The sequence below is a fragment of the Nocardia sp. NPDC004718 genome (assembly GCF_053601535.1).
The window spans coordinates 20727-37775 of record NZ_JBSGCA010000056.1 but is presented as its reverse complement, the minus strand read 5'-3'; the positions used below and the strand labels follow the sequence as shown (position 1 = coordinate 37775).

The 17049-nt window shown below is 61.4% G+C and carries 16 protein-coding genes and 2 pseudogenes; 15 read left to right on the top strand and 3 right to left on the bottom strand.

Annotated features, from left to right (window positions below; genetic code table 11):
• The first annotated feature begins 1116 nt into the window (after positions 1 to 1116).
• From ACWEH3_RS30290 to ACWEH3_RS30255, 8 genes are all read left to right on the top strand, one after another.
• The gene (locus ACWEH3_RS30290) at positions 1117 to 1746 is read left to right on the top strand and encodes a transposase (protein ID WP_450023223.1); all 630 of its coding nucleotides are present in this window, start codon (positions 1117 to 1119) and stop codon (positions 1744 to 1746) included.
• The gene (locus ACWEH3_RS30285; RefSeq protein ID WP_450023283.1) at positions 1629 to 2123 is read left to right on the top strand and encodes a transposase; all 495 of its coding nucleotides are present in this window, start codon (positions 1629 to 1631) and stop codon (positions 2121 to 2123) included. The genes ACWEH3_RS30290 and ACWEH3_RS30285 overlap by 118 nt, the downstream gene beginning before the upstream one ends.
• Positions 2124 to 2912: 789 nt before the next feature.
• Entirely contained in the window at positions 2913 to 3557 is a 645-nt protein-coding gene (locus ACWEH3_RS30280; RefSeq protein WP_450023225.1) for a GntR family transcriptional regulator, read from the top strand.
• Between the two features lie 20 nt (positions 3558 to 3577).
• Entirely contained in the window at positions 3578 to 4390 is an 813-nt protein-coding gene (locus ACWEH3_RS30275) for a carbon-nitrogen family hydrolase (RefSeq protein WP_450023227.1), read from the top strand.
• Positions 4387 to 5058, top strand: coding sequence for a DUF2848 family protein (locus ACWEH3_RS30270; protein ID WP_450023229.1), 672 nt, complete (start codon positions 4387 to 4389; stop codon positions 5056 to 5058). Before ACWEH3_RS30275 ends, ACWEH3_RS30270 begins: the two co-directional genes overlap by 4 nt.
• A 3-nt stretch (positions 5059 to 5061) precedes the next feature.
• Positions 5062 to 6516 carry a 4-hydroxyphenylacetate 3-hydroxylase family protein gene (locus tag ACWEH3_RS30265; protein WP_450023231.1) on the top strand — a complete coding sequence of 485 codons (1455 nt, stop codon included), beginning with the start codon at positions 5062 to 5064 and terminating at the stop codon, positions 6514 to 6516.
• A gap of 12 nt (positions 6517 to 6528) precedes the next feature.
• A complete protein-coding gene (locus ACWEH3_RS30260) occupies positions 6529 to 6876 on the top strand; it encodes a cupin domain-containing protein (protein ID WP_450023233.1) in 348 nt (115 codons plus the stop codon).
• An 8-nt stretch (positions 6877 to 6884) separates the two neighbouring features.
• On the top strand, positions 6885 to 7406 hold the full coding sequence (locus ACWEH3_RS30255) for a flavin reductase family protein (protein ID WP_452358432.1): 522 nt from the start codon (positions 6885 to 6887) through the stop codon (positions 7404 to 7406).
• Positions 7407 to 7459: 53 nt separating this feature from the next.
• Here the strand turns inward: ACWEH3_RS30255 and ACWEH3_RS30250 are convergent, their stop codons facing one another.
• A complete protein-coding gene (locus tag ACWEH3_RS30250; RefSeq protein ID WP_450023235.1) occupies positions 7460 to 7894 on the bottom strand; it encodes a recombinase family protein in 435 nt (144 codons plus the stop codon).
• 123 nt (positions 7895 to 8017) lie between these two features.
• Positions 8018 to 9148, bottom strand: a complete 1131-nt coding sequence (locus tag ACWEH3_RS30245) for an IS110 family RNA-guided transposase (protein ID WP_450023237.1) — start codon at positions 9146 to 9148, stop codon at positions 8018 to 8020.
• Between the two features lie 290 nt (positions 9149 to 9438).
• Between ACWEH3_RS30245 and ACWEH3_RS30240 the strand changes: the two genes are divergently transcribed.
• Positions 9439 to 10002, top strand: a complete 564-nt coding sequence (locus ACWEH3_RS30240) for a hypothetical protein (protein WP_452358431.1) — start codon at positions 9439 to 9441, stop codon at positions 10000 to 10002.
• A complete protein-coding gene (locus ACWEH3_RS30235) occupies positions 9935 to 10342 on the top strand; it encodes a transposase (protein WP_450023241.1) in 408 nt (135 codons plus the stop codon). The genes ACWEH3_RS30240 and ACWEH3_RS30235 overlap by 68 nt, the downstream gene beginning before the upstream one ends.
• 313 nt (positions 10343 to 10655) lie before the next feature.
• Here ACWEH3_RS30235 and ACWEH3_RS30230 read toward each other — a convergent pair whose 3' ends face one another.
• Complete coding sequence (locus tag ACWEH3_RS30230) at positions 10656 to 11030, bottom strand: helix-turn-helix domain-containing protein (RefSeq protein WP_452358434.1); 375 nt, start codon at positions 11028 to 11030, stop codon at positions 10656 to 10658.
• Between the two features lie 2436 nt (positions 11031 to 13466).
• Here ACWEH3_RS30230 and ACWEH3_RS30225 point away from each other — a divergent pair.
• From ACWEH3_RS30225 to ACWEH3_RS30205, 5 genes and pseudogenes are all read left to right on the top strand, one after another.
• Positions 13467 to 14578, top strand: a pseudogene (locus ACWEH3_RS30225) (IS3 family transposase).
• A gap of 337 nt (positions 14579 to 14915) precedes the next feature.
• Positions 14916 to 15131: a hypothetical protein gene (locus tag ACWEH3_RS30220; protein WP_450023245.1), complete on the top strand. Its 216-nt coding sequence runs from the start codon at positions 14916 to 14918 to the stop codon at positions 15129 to 15131.
• A 192-nt stretch (positions 15132 to 15323) separates the two neighbouring features.
• A complete protein-coding gene (locus ACWEH3_RS30215; protein ID WP_450023247.1) occupies positions 15324 to 15545 on the top strand; it encodes a hypothetical protein in 222 nt (73 codons plus the stop codon).
• A gap of 6 nt (positions 15546 to 15551) precedes the next feature.
• Positions 15552 to 15929: pseudogene (locus ACWEH3_RS30210) on the top strand (pyridoxamine 5'-phosphate oxidase); the annotation flags it as partial.
• 313 nt (positions 15930 to 16242) lie between these two features.
• Entirely contained in the window at positions 16243 to 16575 is a 333-nt protein-coding gene (locus ACWEH3_RS30205) for a histone-like nucleoid-structuring protein Lsr2 (protein WP_450023249.1), read from the top strand.
• Positions 16576 to 17049: the final 474 nt, after the last annotated feature.

Below are 17049 nucleotides of genomic sequence, written 5' to 3'. Positions count from 1 at the left end.
ACTTCGGCGCCCACGCGCTCGGACAACACTCGCGAGGCCAGCAGCGGCGTGCGCCGGATCACCGGGTCCAGCAGCCGCGCGGCAGCCGCGATCCGAGCCATGTCGACCGATTTCATTTTTCCTTCAGATAATCGCGTAACGAGAATAAGGGTGCTTTTGTTAAGTGTCTAGCATTATCCCGCTGATGGACAAGATCGGCTCGCCCGGCCTCAGTGTTCGGGAGCCGGTGCGGAAGTCGAATCTGCGCGACGCAGCCCAGCGGGGCTTTCATGCCCCCTCAAATGCATGTCCCCAGTAGACGTATGTACTGCCTTCGGCGAATCCATCCCGTCATTCGATCGTATCGAGCCTTGAGGCGGCTTGAAGAAATTTCGCTTGTCTTCTGGGCGGTGCCGCTTCCTGCAACAACGTGACCTCGTTCATCCTGAAAGTCCTCTATGCCGACTACATGCCATCGCGCACCGTCTCAGGGACGGACAAGCGCGGCCCTGTTTCGACGGGTTGACCAAGGGGTCGCTTGTCGGTGAGTTGTTAGTCGGCTATAGGAGGACAGTATGTCCGCTGGTGGAGTCACAGCCAGTAATCCGCGCGGGTAATCCCAGCAGCCAGGTGCACGTAGCAAGCAATAGTATACGACGACCGCCTCGACCCTTCTGTACGCAACGCCCGTGTCGCAGCCTCGGGTCGACCACTGCATCGGCTCGCCGGCTGGGCGTCGGTACGGCTCGCGCCGAAACGGAGACAAGCCCCGAGCGGTCCCGTGTGGAAGAATACTGTGCGCCGATGCCTTGTAGCTATCGGAGTCTTTCTGTCGCGCATGTTCATTAAGGGCTTCGACCATGATCGCCGGAAGTGTCCAAACGCCTGCTCAGAGACGGAACTAAGGCTTAGGTCCCTGTGGGCGTATTCGCTGTCTGTTGCTCGCCCCGCACAGTTGTGCCACGGACGTGGAGCTGGATGCGCCGGGTGGGTCTGCTTGCTGGCGGGTGAGACTTTAGCCTCGGCCAATCATGGCGGGTGTGTTGGTGGTGGCCGGGAAATGGCGAAGGGTGCTCTGAGCTGCGATAATACGATTTGCTGAGGATCGAAGTACGCAGTGTGAGGAGCACCTTTCTGGTGCGGAAGTCTACGTCGTGGTACCCGACGCCGAAAGTTGACGAGGTCGGGTCGGGTGTGGTGTCGCAAGCCGGGGCGGTGGTGCTGGTGCGCGCTGCGGCGACCGCCGGTCTGGATCGGGCGTTGTCGCAGGTCCTGGCGCCGTGGCGTAAGCCGCTGGCGGTCCGTGATCCGGGGAAGGTCCTGCTGGATCTGGCGGTGACGGTCGCGGTCGGCGGCGACTGCGACGCTGACCTGGCGTTGTTGCGTGGCGAACCGGCAGTGTTCGGTTCGGTGGCGTCGGATCCCACGGTATCGCGGCTGATCACCACGCTGGCTGTCGATGCGCCGAAAGCGTTGGCCGCCATCGCCTCAGCCCGTGCCATCGCCCGGGCATCAGCCTGGCGGGCCGCTGACGACCATGCGCCGGATGCGGAGATCACCGCGCAGGATCCGTTGACCATCGATCTGGACGCCACCCTGGTCGACTCGCACTCGGAAAAAGAACACGCGGCACCGATGTTCAAACGAGGATTCGGCTTCCATCCACTACTCGCCTTCGTCGACCACGGCCAGGCAGGCACCGGCGAACCCCTGGCCGAGCTACTGCGTCCGGGCAACGCCGGCGCCCCCTCGACGGCCTCCGGGTGACCGCGTTCGCCACCAACACCCGCCGCGGGCAGCTCCCCGACCTGGAGTTGCGGCACCGCCGCCGCGCCCGTTGCGAGGATCGCATCCGCGCCGCCAAGGACACCGGGCTGCGCAACCTGCCGTTCAAATCCTTCAACGCGAACCGGATCTGGGTCGCGATCGTCGCGCTCGCCCTCGACCTGACCGCCTGGTGCCAGACCCTCGCCCTGCGCGACCATCCCGCCCGTCGCTGGGAACCGAAAACACTGCGCCTGCAAATGTTCTCGATCCCCGCACGGATCGCCCGCCACGCCCGCCGCATCCACCTGCGCCTATCCCGACACCACCGCGGCACCAGCCTGCTACTGACCGCCCTTGACCGCCTGCAACCAGGATGACCAGCCAAGAACCATCCCGATGACCGATGAAAAGACCTTCGTCCGGGCCCGTGGAACCCGGCAGCCATCCGCTGACCGGGCTACCCACGGTTGCCCACCGGCTGCTGATCAGCCGCGGGAAACCAATCCGAACCCGATCACGCCGGGCCGAAGGCCCGGTGAAAGATCGAGGCTAGGGATCGGGCGGCTGACCAAGGGCTTCGGCTACTTCGGCTATAAGCAGTAGGCTGCACCCTTGCGGATTGTAGACTGATCGTATACAACTAGTACACATACATCGTGACTCGCCCCACGTGAACCTGGATCTGCTGCATGGCTCAAGGCCCTCATCCAGTGATCTGTCACTGATATGCCCGAGGCGGGCGTGACGCGATGATCCTGTAGATGCGAATCGGTGAGGAGATGGCATGACGACTACCAAACAGTGTTCACTGCGTGGCTAGAAAATGAGTGCGGCAGTGAACGCGGGCTCGATTCGTATGGGAACGGACGGCGGTAGAGACGTACGACATCTGGCTTACAGCGCCGCAGCAGGGGCTGCGCTGCGGTCTTCTCCTCAGGGAGTGCCTCGGACGCCACGATCTCCAGCACTGAGGACGTACGCGTTCGGGTTTCTGGCCGCCCAACTGGGAGGCTTCATGCTGATCCCTCTGCAACTCGTATGTACCCAAGCTCTTCGGCTCAAGCTCCGAGTGCGTAAGTTGACAGCCTGGATCATCTCCGACCGACGCAAGCTGGCATATTTGGCGATCACGGCACTCTCGCGACGAAATTGGAAAGGCACCTATAATGACGATGCCAAGAATCAGCTCGATCTCTGCGCCGGATATGGCCTATGGATGGTTGAAAAACACCATCTTCACCTTACCCCGCGATGAAGAGTTGTTCTTGTCCGAGACTCAGGTCGCTGCGGCATCGGGAACCTCGCGTACGCCGGTGCGTGAGGCTCTGCTGCGGCTAGAAGCAGAGGGCTTCGTTAGGCGTGTGCCGCATAAGGGTGCTTACGTACCGGCATTGACGGACAAGGATGTCGATGACGTGATGCAGGCCCGTCGGATCGTAGAAGAGTGGTCGATTTCCCAGGTTGCCCCGAACCCTGGGCTGATCCCAGAGCGTCTGCACGACTTGGTGAATCGGCAGGAAGCGGACACCGACCCCGTCGAGTTCATTGCTCACGACCTTGAATTCCACACCACAGTAATCAAGGCCGCAGGTAATCAAGTGATGCTGGATTTTTACCGGTCTTTACGTGACCGGCAGATGCGGATGGGCGTTCGAATCGTACTTTCCGATGAACACAGGAAGAAGCAGGTCCTCGTCGAACACGCCGCGATCGTTGACGCCCTGGCAGCGCAAGACACCGAGGTCGCCATCCGCGCCGTACGTGAACATCTTGATACTACTCAATGCTCACTCAAGCAGCCGCGATTCTGATATACGATTGAGAGGGCACCGTGAAAATTGCACTGGCGCAGATTGCCAGTCCCGACGATGAAAGTCCGCAGCATCGTCTCGAAAGGGTCGGCCGGACGCTCACCGAGTTCGACGAGAACGCTGATCTGATAGTTCTTCCTGAACTTTGGCGAGTAGGGTATAACCACTTTGATGATTATCCTGCAGCCGCAGAAAACTTGGACGGCTCCACTGTGCAAACTATTCAAGACGTCGCACGTGCTCGCGGCTGTTACGTTCACGCAGGAAGCATTGTGGAGCGTGCTTCAGGCGGTGGCCTGCGCAATACAGCACTACTGATTGGCCCTGATGGCCGAATAGTTCACCGTTACAGCAAGATTCACGTCTTCGGCTACGAGTCTCGTGAGGCGGAGCTACTGCTACGTGGTAACCGGCTTAGTGTTGCATCGACCGAATTTGGTAGGACTGCGGCGACCACCTGCTACGACCTGCGATTTCCGGCGTTGTGGGCTGAGCTGGTTCACGCTGGAGCCGAGTTCGTGCTGGTACCTGCCGCTTGGCCGAAAGTTCGGCTGGCGCACTGGCGTTTGCTCACTGCAGCACGGGCGGTGGATAACCAGGTTGTCGTGATCGCATGCAACGGAGTTGGCACGCACAACGGTGTCGAGCTCGGCGGGCACAGCCGGATCGTCGATCCATGGGGAGAGGTGGTTGCCGAGGCGGGGGACTCGGAAGGCTTTACGGTCGCCGAGATCGATCTCTCGGTAGTCGCTCGTACTAGAGCCGAATTCCCTGTGCTTGCTGATGGACTAGACGACTACCGCTGCTTGAACGAGTTTGAGGTGTCGACATGACTGGCGCTGGTTCGCTTGTATGCACGGTTCTTGGTTCTGATGAAGTCCTCCAGTTCGACCGCGCCCGAACGCTGGTCGCTGGCTACACAGGGCGTGATGCCGCCGCTGTCCACCAGCACATCGAGGAATTGGCCACGATTGGGGTCGCTCCTCCCGAGGCGGTGCCCATGCTGTATCCGATCTCGAACGCCAGCGTCACCACGGCGGCCGTGAATAGGGTGTTAGGGGCTAAGACCTCCGGCGAAGTCGAGCCGGTGATCCTGAGGCACGGCGGTCGGTACTACCTCGGCATCGGTTCCGATCATACCGATCGCGAGCTTGAGACTGTCGACATCGGTGAGTCAAAGCAGGCTTGCGTTAAACCGATCGGCACGAAAGTCGTTGCGGTCGGCGAATGGACAGACTTCGACTGGGACGCCTGCCGTGCCCGAAGTTGGGTGGACGGCCGCCTCTACCAAGACGGGACCCTCGCTACGCTGCGCACACCCACTGATCTACTGGATGTCGTAGCTGAGCGGGTTGGTGACAACGGTGGGGACCTGGTCTGCTTTGCAGGCACCCTGCCGCTGCTCGATGGTCAATTCATCTTCGGAGCTCAATGGGATCTTGAACTCGCGTTGCCCGATGGGCGCGTACTTCGCCATACCTACACTGTTGAAGGAGTATAAACGATGAGAACTGGGGACGAGTATTTGGACTCGCTTAATGATGGGCGGGTTATCCTGATTGATGGTGAACCAGTTAGCGATGTCACAACTCACCCAGCGTTCGCGCCTGTAGCGCGAACCATTGCCGAACTGTTCGATTTGGCGGCCGATCCGGCGTCAGGCATGCAATACATCGCACCGGAGACCGGGGACACGGCGAACCGGGTCTTCGGGATTCCACGCAGTGCTGCGGATCTGCGCGCCCGTCGTGAGGCAATCGAGACTTGGGCCCGACACACCCATGGCTGGGTAGGCCGCAGTCCCGACCATGTTGGGACCTTCGTCGCTGCCATGGCTGCACACCCGCAGGTGTTCACTGAAGGTGCCCGGGATTTCTCTGCCAATGTCACTGCTTTTCATAGGCGACTGCTCGACGAAAATCTGTATGTTTCTTACGCGATTATCCCGCCGCAGGTATCGCGGGCGACGACGGCCTCGGGATGGGACGGCGAATTCCTGCAGGTAGGAGTGGTGCGTGAGACCGACGAGGGACTGATCGTGCGGGGCTCGCAAATGCTTGCTACCGGCGCCGCCATCGCAGACGAGATCTTCGTGTCCTGTATAAAGCCATTGGGGCCGGATGACCAGGACTTCGCAGTGTCGTTCGTACTCCCCGCCAACGCGCAGGGCCTCAAATTGTACTGTCGCCGTCCATACGCGCCAGTCGCGACTAGCGACTTCGATTATCCGTTGACTTGTCGCTACGACGAGCCGGACGCCCTCGTGGTGTTCGACGACGTACTCGTAACATGGGACCGCGTGTTCATTGATCGCGACACTGTCGGGGTTCGGCGGCAATTCTTCGACACCGGCGCGCATGTGCTCGGCAATTGGCAAGCTCAAATCCGATTCGCCACAAAGCTCCGGTTCATCGCGGGGGTCGCGCGGCGGGTAACGCAGGTGAATGGTGTCGACAAGATACCGAGCGTGCAAGAAAAGCTGGGCGAACTTGCCGCGCTTATCGCTGGGGTCGAATCAGCTGTATTGGCTGCAGAATACACTGCGACCGAAGATGACGCGGGCCAGTGGGTGCCGGGTAAGCGGGCCCTCTATGGCTCCATGGGCCTGCAATCTGAGATCTACCCGCGGGTATTGTCTATCTTGCGTGATTTGGTGGGCGGGGGAGTGCTGCAACTGCCATCCAGTATCGCGGATCTCACCAGCCCGCTAACTGCCGGTGACGTAACGCACTATGTACAATCTCCCGGCGTGTCGTCGGAGGAGCGGATCAAACTGTTCAAGCTCGCTTGGGACATCATTGGCTCCGAGTTCGCGGGCCGTCACCAGCAATATGAGATGTTCTATGCCGGAGCGCCATTCGTTGTGAAGGGTGCGTATACCTACCGTAATTACGGTTACGATGAACTGCTGAACGACGTCGAGCAGTTTCTTGCCAACTATAAAGTGGCAGAAGCCTGATAGGAGCACGTGATGGCCAAACCTGAGCTGGAGTTCTTCCCCGTCGACGATGTGTCGTTCACAATCTGTGCTGGCGACGATCCTGCCATCTCTGAGCGTATTCTTGCCCGCGACTCGGAGGGGAATGTCGCGACCCGTATCCTGAGGTACGAGCCCGGTGCGGATTCCACACCGATGGGTGTGCAGAAGCATGATTTCTGGGAGGAGGTCTATATTCTTCACGGATCCTTCATCGATCTGACCCTTGGCGAAACGTTTACTGCAGGAATGTATGCCTGCAGACCGCCCGGCATGCCGCACGGCCCCTGGCGTACCGACGAGGGAGTGGTCACCTTCGAAGTCCGATACCACAGCAGGTAGGAGCCGTGATGCTGCAAGCTTTTCACTGTCCGACACCACTGGACATGCGACGGAGCATGGGGCGTTTTACTACCGGTGTCGCCGTAGTCAGCGCAGACGACGGAACGGGGCGGCCCTCCGCTATGACAATCAACTCGCTAACTTCGGTGAGCCTCGATCCGCCCATTCTGCTTGTCTGTCTCACTCATGGCAGCCGGACGACCGAAGCCATCGATGCGACGGGTATCTTTGCTGTGTCGATCCTCGGCTCACGTCAAGAGTCCGTCGCTCGGCGGTTCGCCACACGAGGAGGCGCACGATTCGAAGATATCCGACCCGACATCGGAGGTTCAGGGGTGCCGCTGATTCCAGACGCTCTCGCTCAGTTAGAGTGCCGTGTGCACTCCACGCACGACGTGGGCGATCATCGAGTGTTCTATGGGGCGGTGACCGGTATGCGCTGGCGCGAGGGCGCGGGCCTGGTGTTCTATTCGGGCCGATTCGGAGACTTCCGCGACTTTGGTCACATCGACCAACCGTGGTGGTATTAGGAATGGGATTTTTTCCCCGATTCCCGTGGCCTGTCTGGGGGATGAGATCGGATTTAGAGTCCTGTTGGCCCTGGTGAGGGCCTGGAAGAGAAAGCTTTGCAGCCCAGGGGATTGCATGCGCGCGTTGTGTGCAAAGGCTGTGATGGCTTTGCGGGCCCGGGTGTTGGCCGCCCAGCGGAAGTAGACGTCGCTGGTCTTGCCTGAGGCTGTGGTAACCGGGGTGACGCCGCATTCGGCGCCGGCTTGGTCGACTGTGTCGACACGGTCAAGGATCGGTGCACCGCGATCCGATCCTCAGGCCGCGCGTAGGCCACAAGCCTGATCAGGCCGGGCGGATCGACGGTCGCGCCAGTCTTCTTATCCATGTAAATCCGCGGATGCGGAATCCCGGCTGCGGCGAGCGCGGCCAGTTGACGGCCGAGGCTCTGCTTGGTCGAGCTGACCCGCGCGTAGCCGAGATCCCAACCACCCGCCGGGTGCTGATCCATCGCGACGACGAAACCGTACCGAAAATCGTTTCCGCACGCGGGTTCCGGAACGCTCCCCAATGATGGTGGCACGACTTCTAGAACGAGTGGCAATTGGATCGACCCCTCTGCGCACCGCGCTGGTCATGAACGGCAAACTCCCCGACGACGCCGACGACACCTTCTTCGACAGCGCCTTCCCCCCCGAAGACGAATAACCCATCCCGAACAAGCAGCGGGAGCCCCAGCCACCGGGAGGATCCCACATATACCCTGCCGGATCCCGCTATTGCCCCTTTCTTGCGTATTCGGGTCACACCCCTCGTAGCGCAGGCGCACGATCACTGCGGTGTGCAGGGCCTGGTTGGCTTGTCGATCACCGCCGCGGTGGAGGCGGTGTCGAACGGTCTTGCCGGAGGACGCTGGGATCGGTGCGACCCCGCAGAGGTGGGCGAAGGCCGCCTCGCTGATCAGTCGCCGAGGGTTGTCGCCGATCGAAATCACCAGTGCCGCAGCAGTATCAGGGCCGAGTGCGAAGATGTTCAGGGTTTTCGGAGCGACCTGTTCGAGCAGTCGATGCAAGTGTCGTTCGAGCAGGTCGGCTTGCTCGTGTGCCTGCTTGACCCGTCCGGCGAGTGAGCGCAACGCCAGCTTGGTCGCCTGAAGTGGATCGGCGAGGCGGGCGGGGGCAGGCCTGAATGCGGTGCAGGTGGCCAGCAGTTGGGCGCGAGCCAGGCGGCGCAGCGCGTTGAGTGCGGCGGTGGCGGTTTTGACCGCGTTGTTGCGTGCCACGCGTAACGCGCGGACGGATTCGATCGCGCCGTTGCGCATTTTCGGTGCGGTAACGCCGGACTCGTCCAGGAGCCGCCGCGCTGCAGCGTAGGCATCGATGGTGTCAGTCTTGCCGTGGGAGCGGCGTAGCCTGCGGTTCGGGCGGGCCACCTCGGCAACGTCGTGGCCGCGCTCGTGCAGGTAGCGCGACAGCTCGACCCCGTAGGATCCGGTGCCCTCGATACCGATCCGCGCGAGGAGTCCGAAGCTGGTGACCCAACGCTCGATCGCAGCGTATCCAGCTGAGGTGGTCGGGAATTCGCGGTCGGCGACCTTCTTGCCGTGCTCGTTGACGATCGCGACATGATGGGTGCCGGCGTGGGTGTCGACACCAGCGTAGATCACCGGGGCCGCGCAGTGGGTAGAGCTCATCGAGCAGGTGCTGCCTTTCTCGAGGATCGGCAGGTGCTGCGCGTGGTGCGGCGGGTCGGACAGGCCAGTCATGGGCCGGCATCGGCAGGCTCCTATCAGGTCACGACCGTGGATGCGCAGGACCTGGGTGGGACTTCGGGGAGCGCACCGCACCGGTCCGAACCCGGGCCGACCGGTCCCGAGAAGGACACCACCAGGGGTCAGGAAACTTCGGAGTCACACCCGAATCCGGACGATGCGGTGAGCAAATTGCCATCATGCTGCGCCCACCGCACCAACCGGGACGCGGGCCGACGGGTCCTTCGAAAGACACCCCGTGGAGGTCAGGAAAATTCTGGGTCAGACCCGGCTCGGTCGGTGCGGTGCGCGAACTCCATCATGACTGGAAACTTCTAGACCCGTCGGCCAAGCGGCGTGCCGTGGACATGCGTTGCGAGGTCAAGGGCATGTTGCAACGGTTCGCGTGCAGGATCGTCGGGCTTCACCGGTCGAGCTATCGGCGGTTGCCGGCCGCGCAGACACCGGCTGATCCGGATGCGGGATTGCGGGTCTGGCTGCGCTCGTATGCGGTCAGGAATCAAGGTCATGGGTTCCGGCGGGCGTGGGCTGGGTTGCGGTTCGACGAGGGCAGCGAGGTCAACATCAAGAAGGTGCACCGGCTCTGGCGGGAAGAGGGCCTGCAGGTCCGCGCGCATCACCCGCGGAAGCGAGCAGGGGTCTCGTCGGTACCAGCGGTCGACGCGGATGCGCCGAAGGTGGTGTGGGCGCTGGATTTCCAGTTCGACTCCACTGTCGATGGCCGCGCGGTGAAGATCGCGTCGATGATCGACGAACACACCCGCGAGTCCCCTGGGGCATGTGGTGGAGCGTTCGATCACCGCCGAGCGGCTGGTCGGCGAGTTGGAGAAGGCGTTCGCCACCGCTAGTGGCCCGCTGCGGGTGCTGCGGACGGACAACGGTCCGGAGATGATTTCTCACGCTCTGCAACGGTTCTGTGTCGACAGGGTCGGGATTTCCTACATTCCGCCGGGCACACCCTGGAACAACGGGTACGTCGAATCGTTCAACCGGCGGCTACGGACAGAATGCTTGAACCGAAACCACTGGACGAGCGTGCTCGAAGCCAGGGCTGTGATCGGCGATTTCAAGGCCGATCACAATTGTCGGCATCGGCATTCGGCGCTGGGCTGCATGACTCCGGCCGAGTACGCTGCGCCCTGCATCCGCGGCCACAGTCCGGAGGGCTGGTGCGCAGCATTTGCCTGATCTATCAATGCATTTTGCAGATATTTGAAGATGCGCACACGCGACTTCCTCGATCGCCGAGGCGGTTTCTCAGCCGCACTCAGTCGTAATTGACAGACCCGGATACTTGGATTTGGGACGCACTTAATGTAAGCGCGGCGAAAATCTGCATGCGAGATCGTGCCCGTACAAAATATAAGGCAATAAATCCCATCGCGTGAGCAATGCGGGAGTGGACTTCTTTCGCCGGGAGCGGCAAGGGCCTTGAGTGAACTTGTAGGCCCAAGCGGCGATAGCGAGGAAAACAATTCTCACGAATTCTGCGGCCACTCGCTTATCTTATTTGACAGCTTACTGACGGCTTTGGGTGAGGCTTCGGCGAGCGTCGTGAAGAAATTGATTCTTCTTTAAAATTATGGGGATGGAAACTTTCGTTCAGAGGGCCACGAATATGTGCAATGTACCCAGAAGGTGTGAAACTACTAAAGGACCGAAAGTCGCGATCGAGGTGTGAGTGATCGGCGTATCCGCAGTCGGCCGCTATCTGATGTAGGGGAGGGTGTGGGTTCTGCCGAAGAAGACTGCGTACGCGATCAAAGCGAATTATTCGAGCGGCAGTTTTCGGCGACAAGCCGACTTGTTGGGTGAATTTGGTGATGAGGTGTTTGTGACTCCATCCGACAGACTCGGCAATGCGCGCGATAGGCATTGCTCCTCCACTGGTTACCAGAAGCTGCCAAGCCCTGTGCACGCCGGCCATAACACCTTGCCCCCGCTCCAGGCGGTGCAACAAAAATTGGTCTAGTATGTCAAACCGGGCAGGCCAAAATTGCTCGTCACGAATCTTCTCCACCAACTCCCGAGCTTGGGGAACCACATCAACGAAGTCAATCAAGACCCCACTGGGGGCGTTGAAAACGGCGCCGGCGCCCGCGCCGAGCAATGAGTAGGCTCCCAATGGGTTGAGCCACAGCTCAAGGTATGTATTGACACACGTGAGATCGAGCAGTCTTGGAGAGTCTTTCGGCCCCCTTATGAAGCTATTTGAATGGCCTTGCGTTTCGTCGAGTCGGATGACAAGCTGTACCCCAGTCGTTGCGTGCAGGACTATTGGCCGCGGGAAAGATTCCACAGCCTTGAGATGCCCGGCGTAATTGCGACGCACCGTCGCAAGAAGATGGGAATGCGGAGATCTGTATATAAATGGTATACGAACGTCTTCTGGCGTCCCGCGTCCTATCTCCGTTACTTTTGTTATTACGACGCACATGGCAACTCGGCCTTCACGGCGTCGGTGGCGTGCTTCGCGTGGTGTGGTCTCTTGTCGCCTATGCGAGTGATCCGGATCAACATCTTGTCGAATGCCAAAGACGGGCGGTAACTAGCAGTCACACCGCCGTCAGCTGGAAATTGAAACGCGTCACCATTTCCATGCCAAAAACTGTCACCATCGGGTACCCCTTCAAATCGAATGCAACTACACCCAGTTGCACTATGCGCAACCATCACCTCATGCAGACAGGAGTGTTTCAACGACTCCTCCATCAGCGCACTTGGATGTTCACAGAGGTGGCTAGGTGCCGTATAGGATTATTTTGACCATATATGCACTAGAATTATATTTACCAAGTTACTTGGATGAAATTAACCGGTGGACCGTTCAGGCGCTTGGTCGGCAAGTCTTATGGCTATCTCATGGTTTGTCCTGCGATATTTAATTCAGTCGTATCGGCAAGCATATAAGTGCTTCAGGCCGCGTGTCCTCGTCGCCTTCGGTGTCCGACCGGGCGCCGTAAATCCACTGCTCGGCGAAGTATTTTATGGCTTATCGCGTAGGCGATGTGACCGTAGCGAAGGCGCCCACGTCGGTTGCCAATAGATGTTGACTTGCTCAGGTCGGAATTGGCGATATCGACCAATGTTAAAGGCCGGCGCGGAGAGTCCTTGTGCCAGCGACGGCGCTACATCCAAACCGATACCACCTACCGCCTCAATATAAAACCGGTGGGTCGGTCATGGGTGATACTCCTGTGGCGAGTAGGAAGCTATAAGTCGCGAGAGTGAGTTCTGTATGAGGGGTGTCGTAGGCATCATCCGTGCTTCTCGACTACAGGTACGTCGCTCTAAGAGGGCTAGATGTGCTCTACGGCTCCCGCGCCAACCACTGCTACGACACCAGACATCAAGAGGGCGTCGATTTGCTGGTGTTGTCAGATCTACGACTTGAAGTCGATCGACGCCGGATACCGTTCGATCTGCGATCGGCGCGTTCATGGATCCGGAAGCGAAGTAGTGCATCGTGATGTCCATTTCTCGTGCCGTGAACCTGCTCTCGTGTCCACCTCTGAGAGCCTGACCTCAACCAGAATCGCCGCATAGATAGGCCTTAGTCATAGGCGAGAGCCGTTGCGCTGCCTAGGGGCAACCGCTCGGTTGATCAGGCCCGTTTCGTACGGCGTTTGCGTGACTCTTGGTCACGAAGTCGTAGAAGCCGACTGGGTCGTGCCGAGGCGCTATCCCGAAGGGTGCCGCGTAAGGACCTGGATCTGCTGGCTGCGCTGGTCGGCCGGTCGCGCAGCTAGCTGCCGACGACGCCCGCGACACAGTCACCCGGGTCGTCGCTGCGGCGTCCGAACTGCCCCGAGCCTGGCTGACCCGCTGGTCGCGGCGGCCCGCGCGGCGTGCACATCCGGCTTCACCGCGACCGGCGCGATCGGCGCGGTCACGCTCATCAAGCGACCCGGCGGCGAGCCGGTGCTGGCGGACGGGGACTGGTCGTGAACACCGCGCCGGCACGGGTCGCCGCCATTGCCCGCATCGGCGACCAACCCTGTTGTGGCGGTACTACACCGCGTTCGGGGCGCGGTTCAACGACCAGGGCGACAAGAACGTGCCAGCGGTGCTCGACCCCGCCGTACGGCGGGCCGGGCGCCGCGCACGATCGCGGACGCGGCCTGGACCACCGAGGGTGTCAAGGTCAAGCTTACTGCGCACCACACACCGCCCGATGCCTCACATGAACACCGCCCCGCCCTCGGGCATGAGAAACGGGTGACAGCGGGTGTGACCTGACCCCTCTGGTTCGGTCCGGGGTTTGTGAGTTTCTGAATGCCCAGGATTTGGGCGGGAAGGCTCGACAAGGATCATGGCGACGCGTAAACGACACACCCCTGAGCAGGTGGTGCGGAAGCTGACCGAGGCCGATCGGCTGCTGGCCGAGGGCAAGGACGTGGCCGAGGTGTGCCGGGTCTTGCAGGTCACCGAGGCCACCTATTACCGGTAGCGCAACCAGTTCGGCGGCCTGAAGGCCGACGACGCGAAGAAGCTCAAGGAACTCGAACGCGAGAACACCGTGCTCAAACGGTTGCTGGTCGAGGCCGAGCTGGAGAAGGCGGCGTTGAAGGAGATCGCGAAGGGAAACTTCTAGACCCGGAACGCCGGCGCGCGGCGGTGTCTCACCTGCAACGATTGTTCGGGATGAGTGAACGCGCCGCGTGTCGGGTGACCGGGCAGCATCGCAGCACTCAACGCCGTCCACCGGCCGACCAGCGGGGCACCGACCCGGATTCCGGGTTACGGGAATGGTTGCGGCAGTGGGCGAAAACCCATCCACGGCAAGGATTCCGCCGCGCCTACCACGAGGCCCGCGCCGAGGGATGGACGGTGAACCACAAGAAGATCCAGCGCCTGTGGCGGGCCGAGGGGCTGCGAGTGCCGGTCCGGCGGCGCCGCAAACGCCTCGGCACCTCCACGATCACCGGCGTGACCGCGGACGCACCGAATCGGGTGTGGGCGACCGATTTCCCGTTCGACGCCACCACCGACGGCCGACCGGTGAAGATCGTGTCCATCGTCGACGAGCACACCCGTGAATGTCTGGGCGGGCTGGTCGAGCGCTCGATCACCGCCGACAGGCTCATCGACGAACTCGACCGCATCGCGGCCGAGCGAGGCTATCCGGCGGTGCTGCGCTGCGACAACGGACCGGAACTGGCGTGCTCGGTGATGGCCGATTGGGCCGGTGAACGTGTCGGGCTGGCGTTCATCCCGCCTGGTCAGCCCTGGCGCAACGGCTGTATCGAGTCCTTCAACGGGCGTCTTCGCGACGAATGCCTCAACATCAACAACTTCTGGTCACTAACCCAGGCCCGGGTCGTGATCGCCGATTGGAAAACCGACTACAACCAGCGGCGGAGGCATTCGGCCCTGGGCTATCGCACCCCGGCCGGATACGCTGCGATCTGCACACATCAATGACCGGCCCTCACAATCCCTGGACCGAACACCGGGGTCCCGTCAGGTGGATACTGACGTTCCTGCGGAATGTATGACTACCTCCTCGGTGTCAAAGGTTTCTATGAAGCAGACCGGGGCCGCTGTCGAGCAGTGGGGCCGCGGGCGTCGAGGCCCTGTAGGGTCTCACCACCGGGTGATCTGGAAGCCGAAACCTGGCTGAACGCGCGAATGACGCTCTGGGGAATTTTGTTTCGGCCGGAGCCGCGGCGTTCACCGGTCCCGTGATCATCGCCGACAGTGCCGCCGAGATCGAAAACTATGTCGACGGTGTGTCCGCGTACCGCGTAAGGAGGGCAAATTGGCCGAGAACGAGAACAAGGCCAACGACGGCCGATGGGCGCCGTGGTGGGTGTATGTCGTCGTGATTGTCGTAGCCAACCTGATCAAGCAGCATTTCATCGGCGGCAAGGTACCCGACGTCGCGAACGTCGCGATCACGGTCGTGATGATCGGCGCGTTGATCTTTCTTATCACGGCGGCCTACCGGTTGATGTCCGCCTCCCGGCGGGAGTGATCCCGACGGACACGGTGGCCGCCGCGCGAGCCGGGGTACCCCTTGCCCATGGCCGCGATTCCCGGAAGACCCGTGGGAGACCACCGCTCACCCCTCCGGCCCGGCCCCGGCTGGCTGTGTCGATCGGTCATCGGTGCGGTTGGTGTTGCGGGTTCCACGGTTCGTATCTAGGCGGCCACCTGGGAGGAGCCGGTGGCATGTCCGGGCTGTTCGATACCGTCGCGGCGGTTGCACAGGCACTACCGGCGCCGTTTGGCCGATACCGCGATTGCCGGCCGCGAGGTCGTCATCGTGCTGCGCGGGTCCGGCCGAAATGCCGGAATACATCGTCGCTGTGGACTGTTGTCGTTGTCAGTTTCGGCGACTTCAGAAGGACCGTGTTCGATGCCGACGATCACCAATGAAGAGCGTTAGGCGTTTCTGGCCGAACTTCACGTGGGGGTGATCGCTGTCGAACGGCCGGACGGGGCACCGCTGGCGGTGCCTATCTGGTACGCCTACGAACCGGGTGGTGAGGTACACATCTGGACTGATACCGAGTCGGTGAAGGAGAAGCTGATCCGCGCCGCGGGCCGTTTCTCCCTTACCGCTCAAACGGAAACACTTCCGTACCGGTATGTCGCGGTGGAAGGATCTGTCACCGGTGTCGAAGCGGCTACCGTCGAAACGGCCAGTCTTATTTCGGTCCGGTATCTCGGTGAGCAGGAGGGCACGGCATACGCCGAACAGAATGTCAGGCCGGGATCGATTCTCATCCGTATGCGGCCGGAGCGGTGGCTGAGCACGGATACTCGAAGGACTGGCGCACCTACGAGAGCGATCACGCAGTCAGAGGCCATGCGTAGGCTCAGGTTTCCGCAGCCCCGACAGATATAAGTGAACCCCGACCGGACGCGGTGACCGCCCCACAGGCCAGGGTTCTTTACATACGGGAGGTAGGGCGGTGACGTCGTGGCGTGAGGCGGCCGGTGGCCACGGTTTCGGCCGGATGATTGAGTTGGGTGTATCGAGGCGGTGGTGAACAAGGCCGGTCTCAGCTTCGGGAGCTGGGTCGGGTGCGCGGACTACGATGATGTTTCACCATTGTTGACCCAAATCAGGAGGAAGTTCTATGGCGCGCACGATCACCGTCCAACTGGTTGATGACTACGACGGCGAATCCCCGGCCGAAGAAACGGTCGCCTTCGCCCTCGACGGCGTGGCCTACGAGATGGATCTCTCGGTGCTGAACGCCGGCCAGCTGCGTGGCCTGTTCGAGCAGTGGACACCGCACGCACGCCGGGTCGGTCGCGTTCGACGAGGCAAGGGCCAGGCCCAGCCGGCGGCCGACCGCGCACGGACCCAGGCGATCCGCGAGTGGGCCCGTAAGAAGGGCATGGACGTCTCCAGCCGGGGACGGATTTCGGCGAAGGTGGTTGATGCGTACGAGACTGCCAACGCGTAGTGGACGTTGGGCCACCTCATCAGGGTTTCGGTGGGAGTTGTTGGCCGCGTTGATGTATCGCAAAACATTAGCCGAGAGCCGAGCTGTGTGGGAGGAGGGGTCGCCAGCGGAGGCGAGTGGGTGCGCCCGTTGGTTCGTTGGGGGTTGCTAGGCGGTGGGTCGTTGAGGTAAAGGCCGCAGGCACAGTCGAGGGCTTCGGCGGAAGTGCCGGCGGGATATCGGCTGGGCAGGATGGAGTCCTCGTAGCCGTCTTGGCTGGCGAGATAGATAGCGAATCCCCAGGTGGTTGCGTATCCGGTGTAGCGCAGTCGCATCAGCGGCAGAGTGGTGCAGTCGGCAAGTTCACCGGTGACGTAGGCGAACGCGCCGTGGTATCGAACGTGGACTCGGGCCAAATGCGGCCAGCATTCGGTGGCATTGGCGGCCAGCCGCTGCCGGAGCGAGGTCTTAGTCGATTCCGGCGGTGTGGCCATG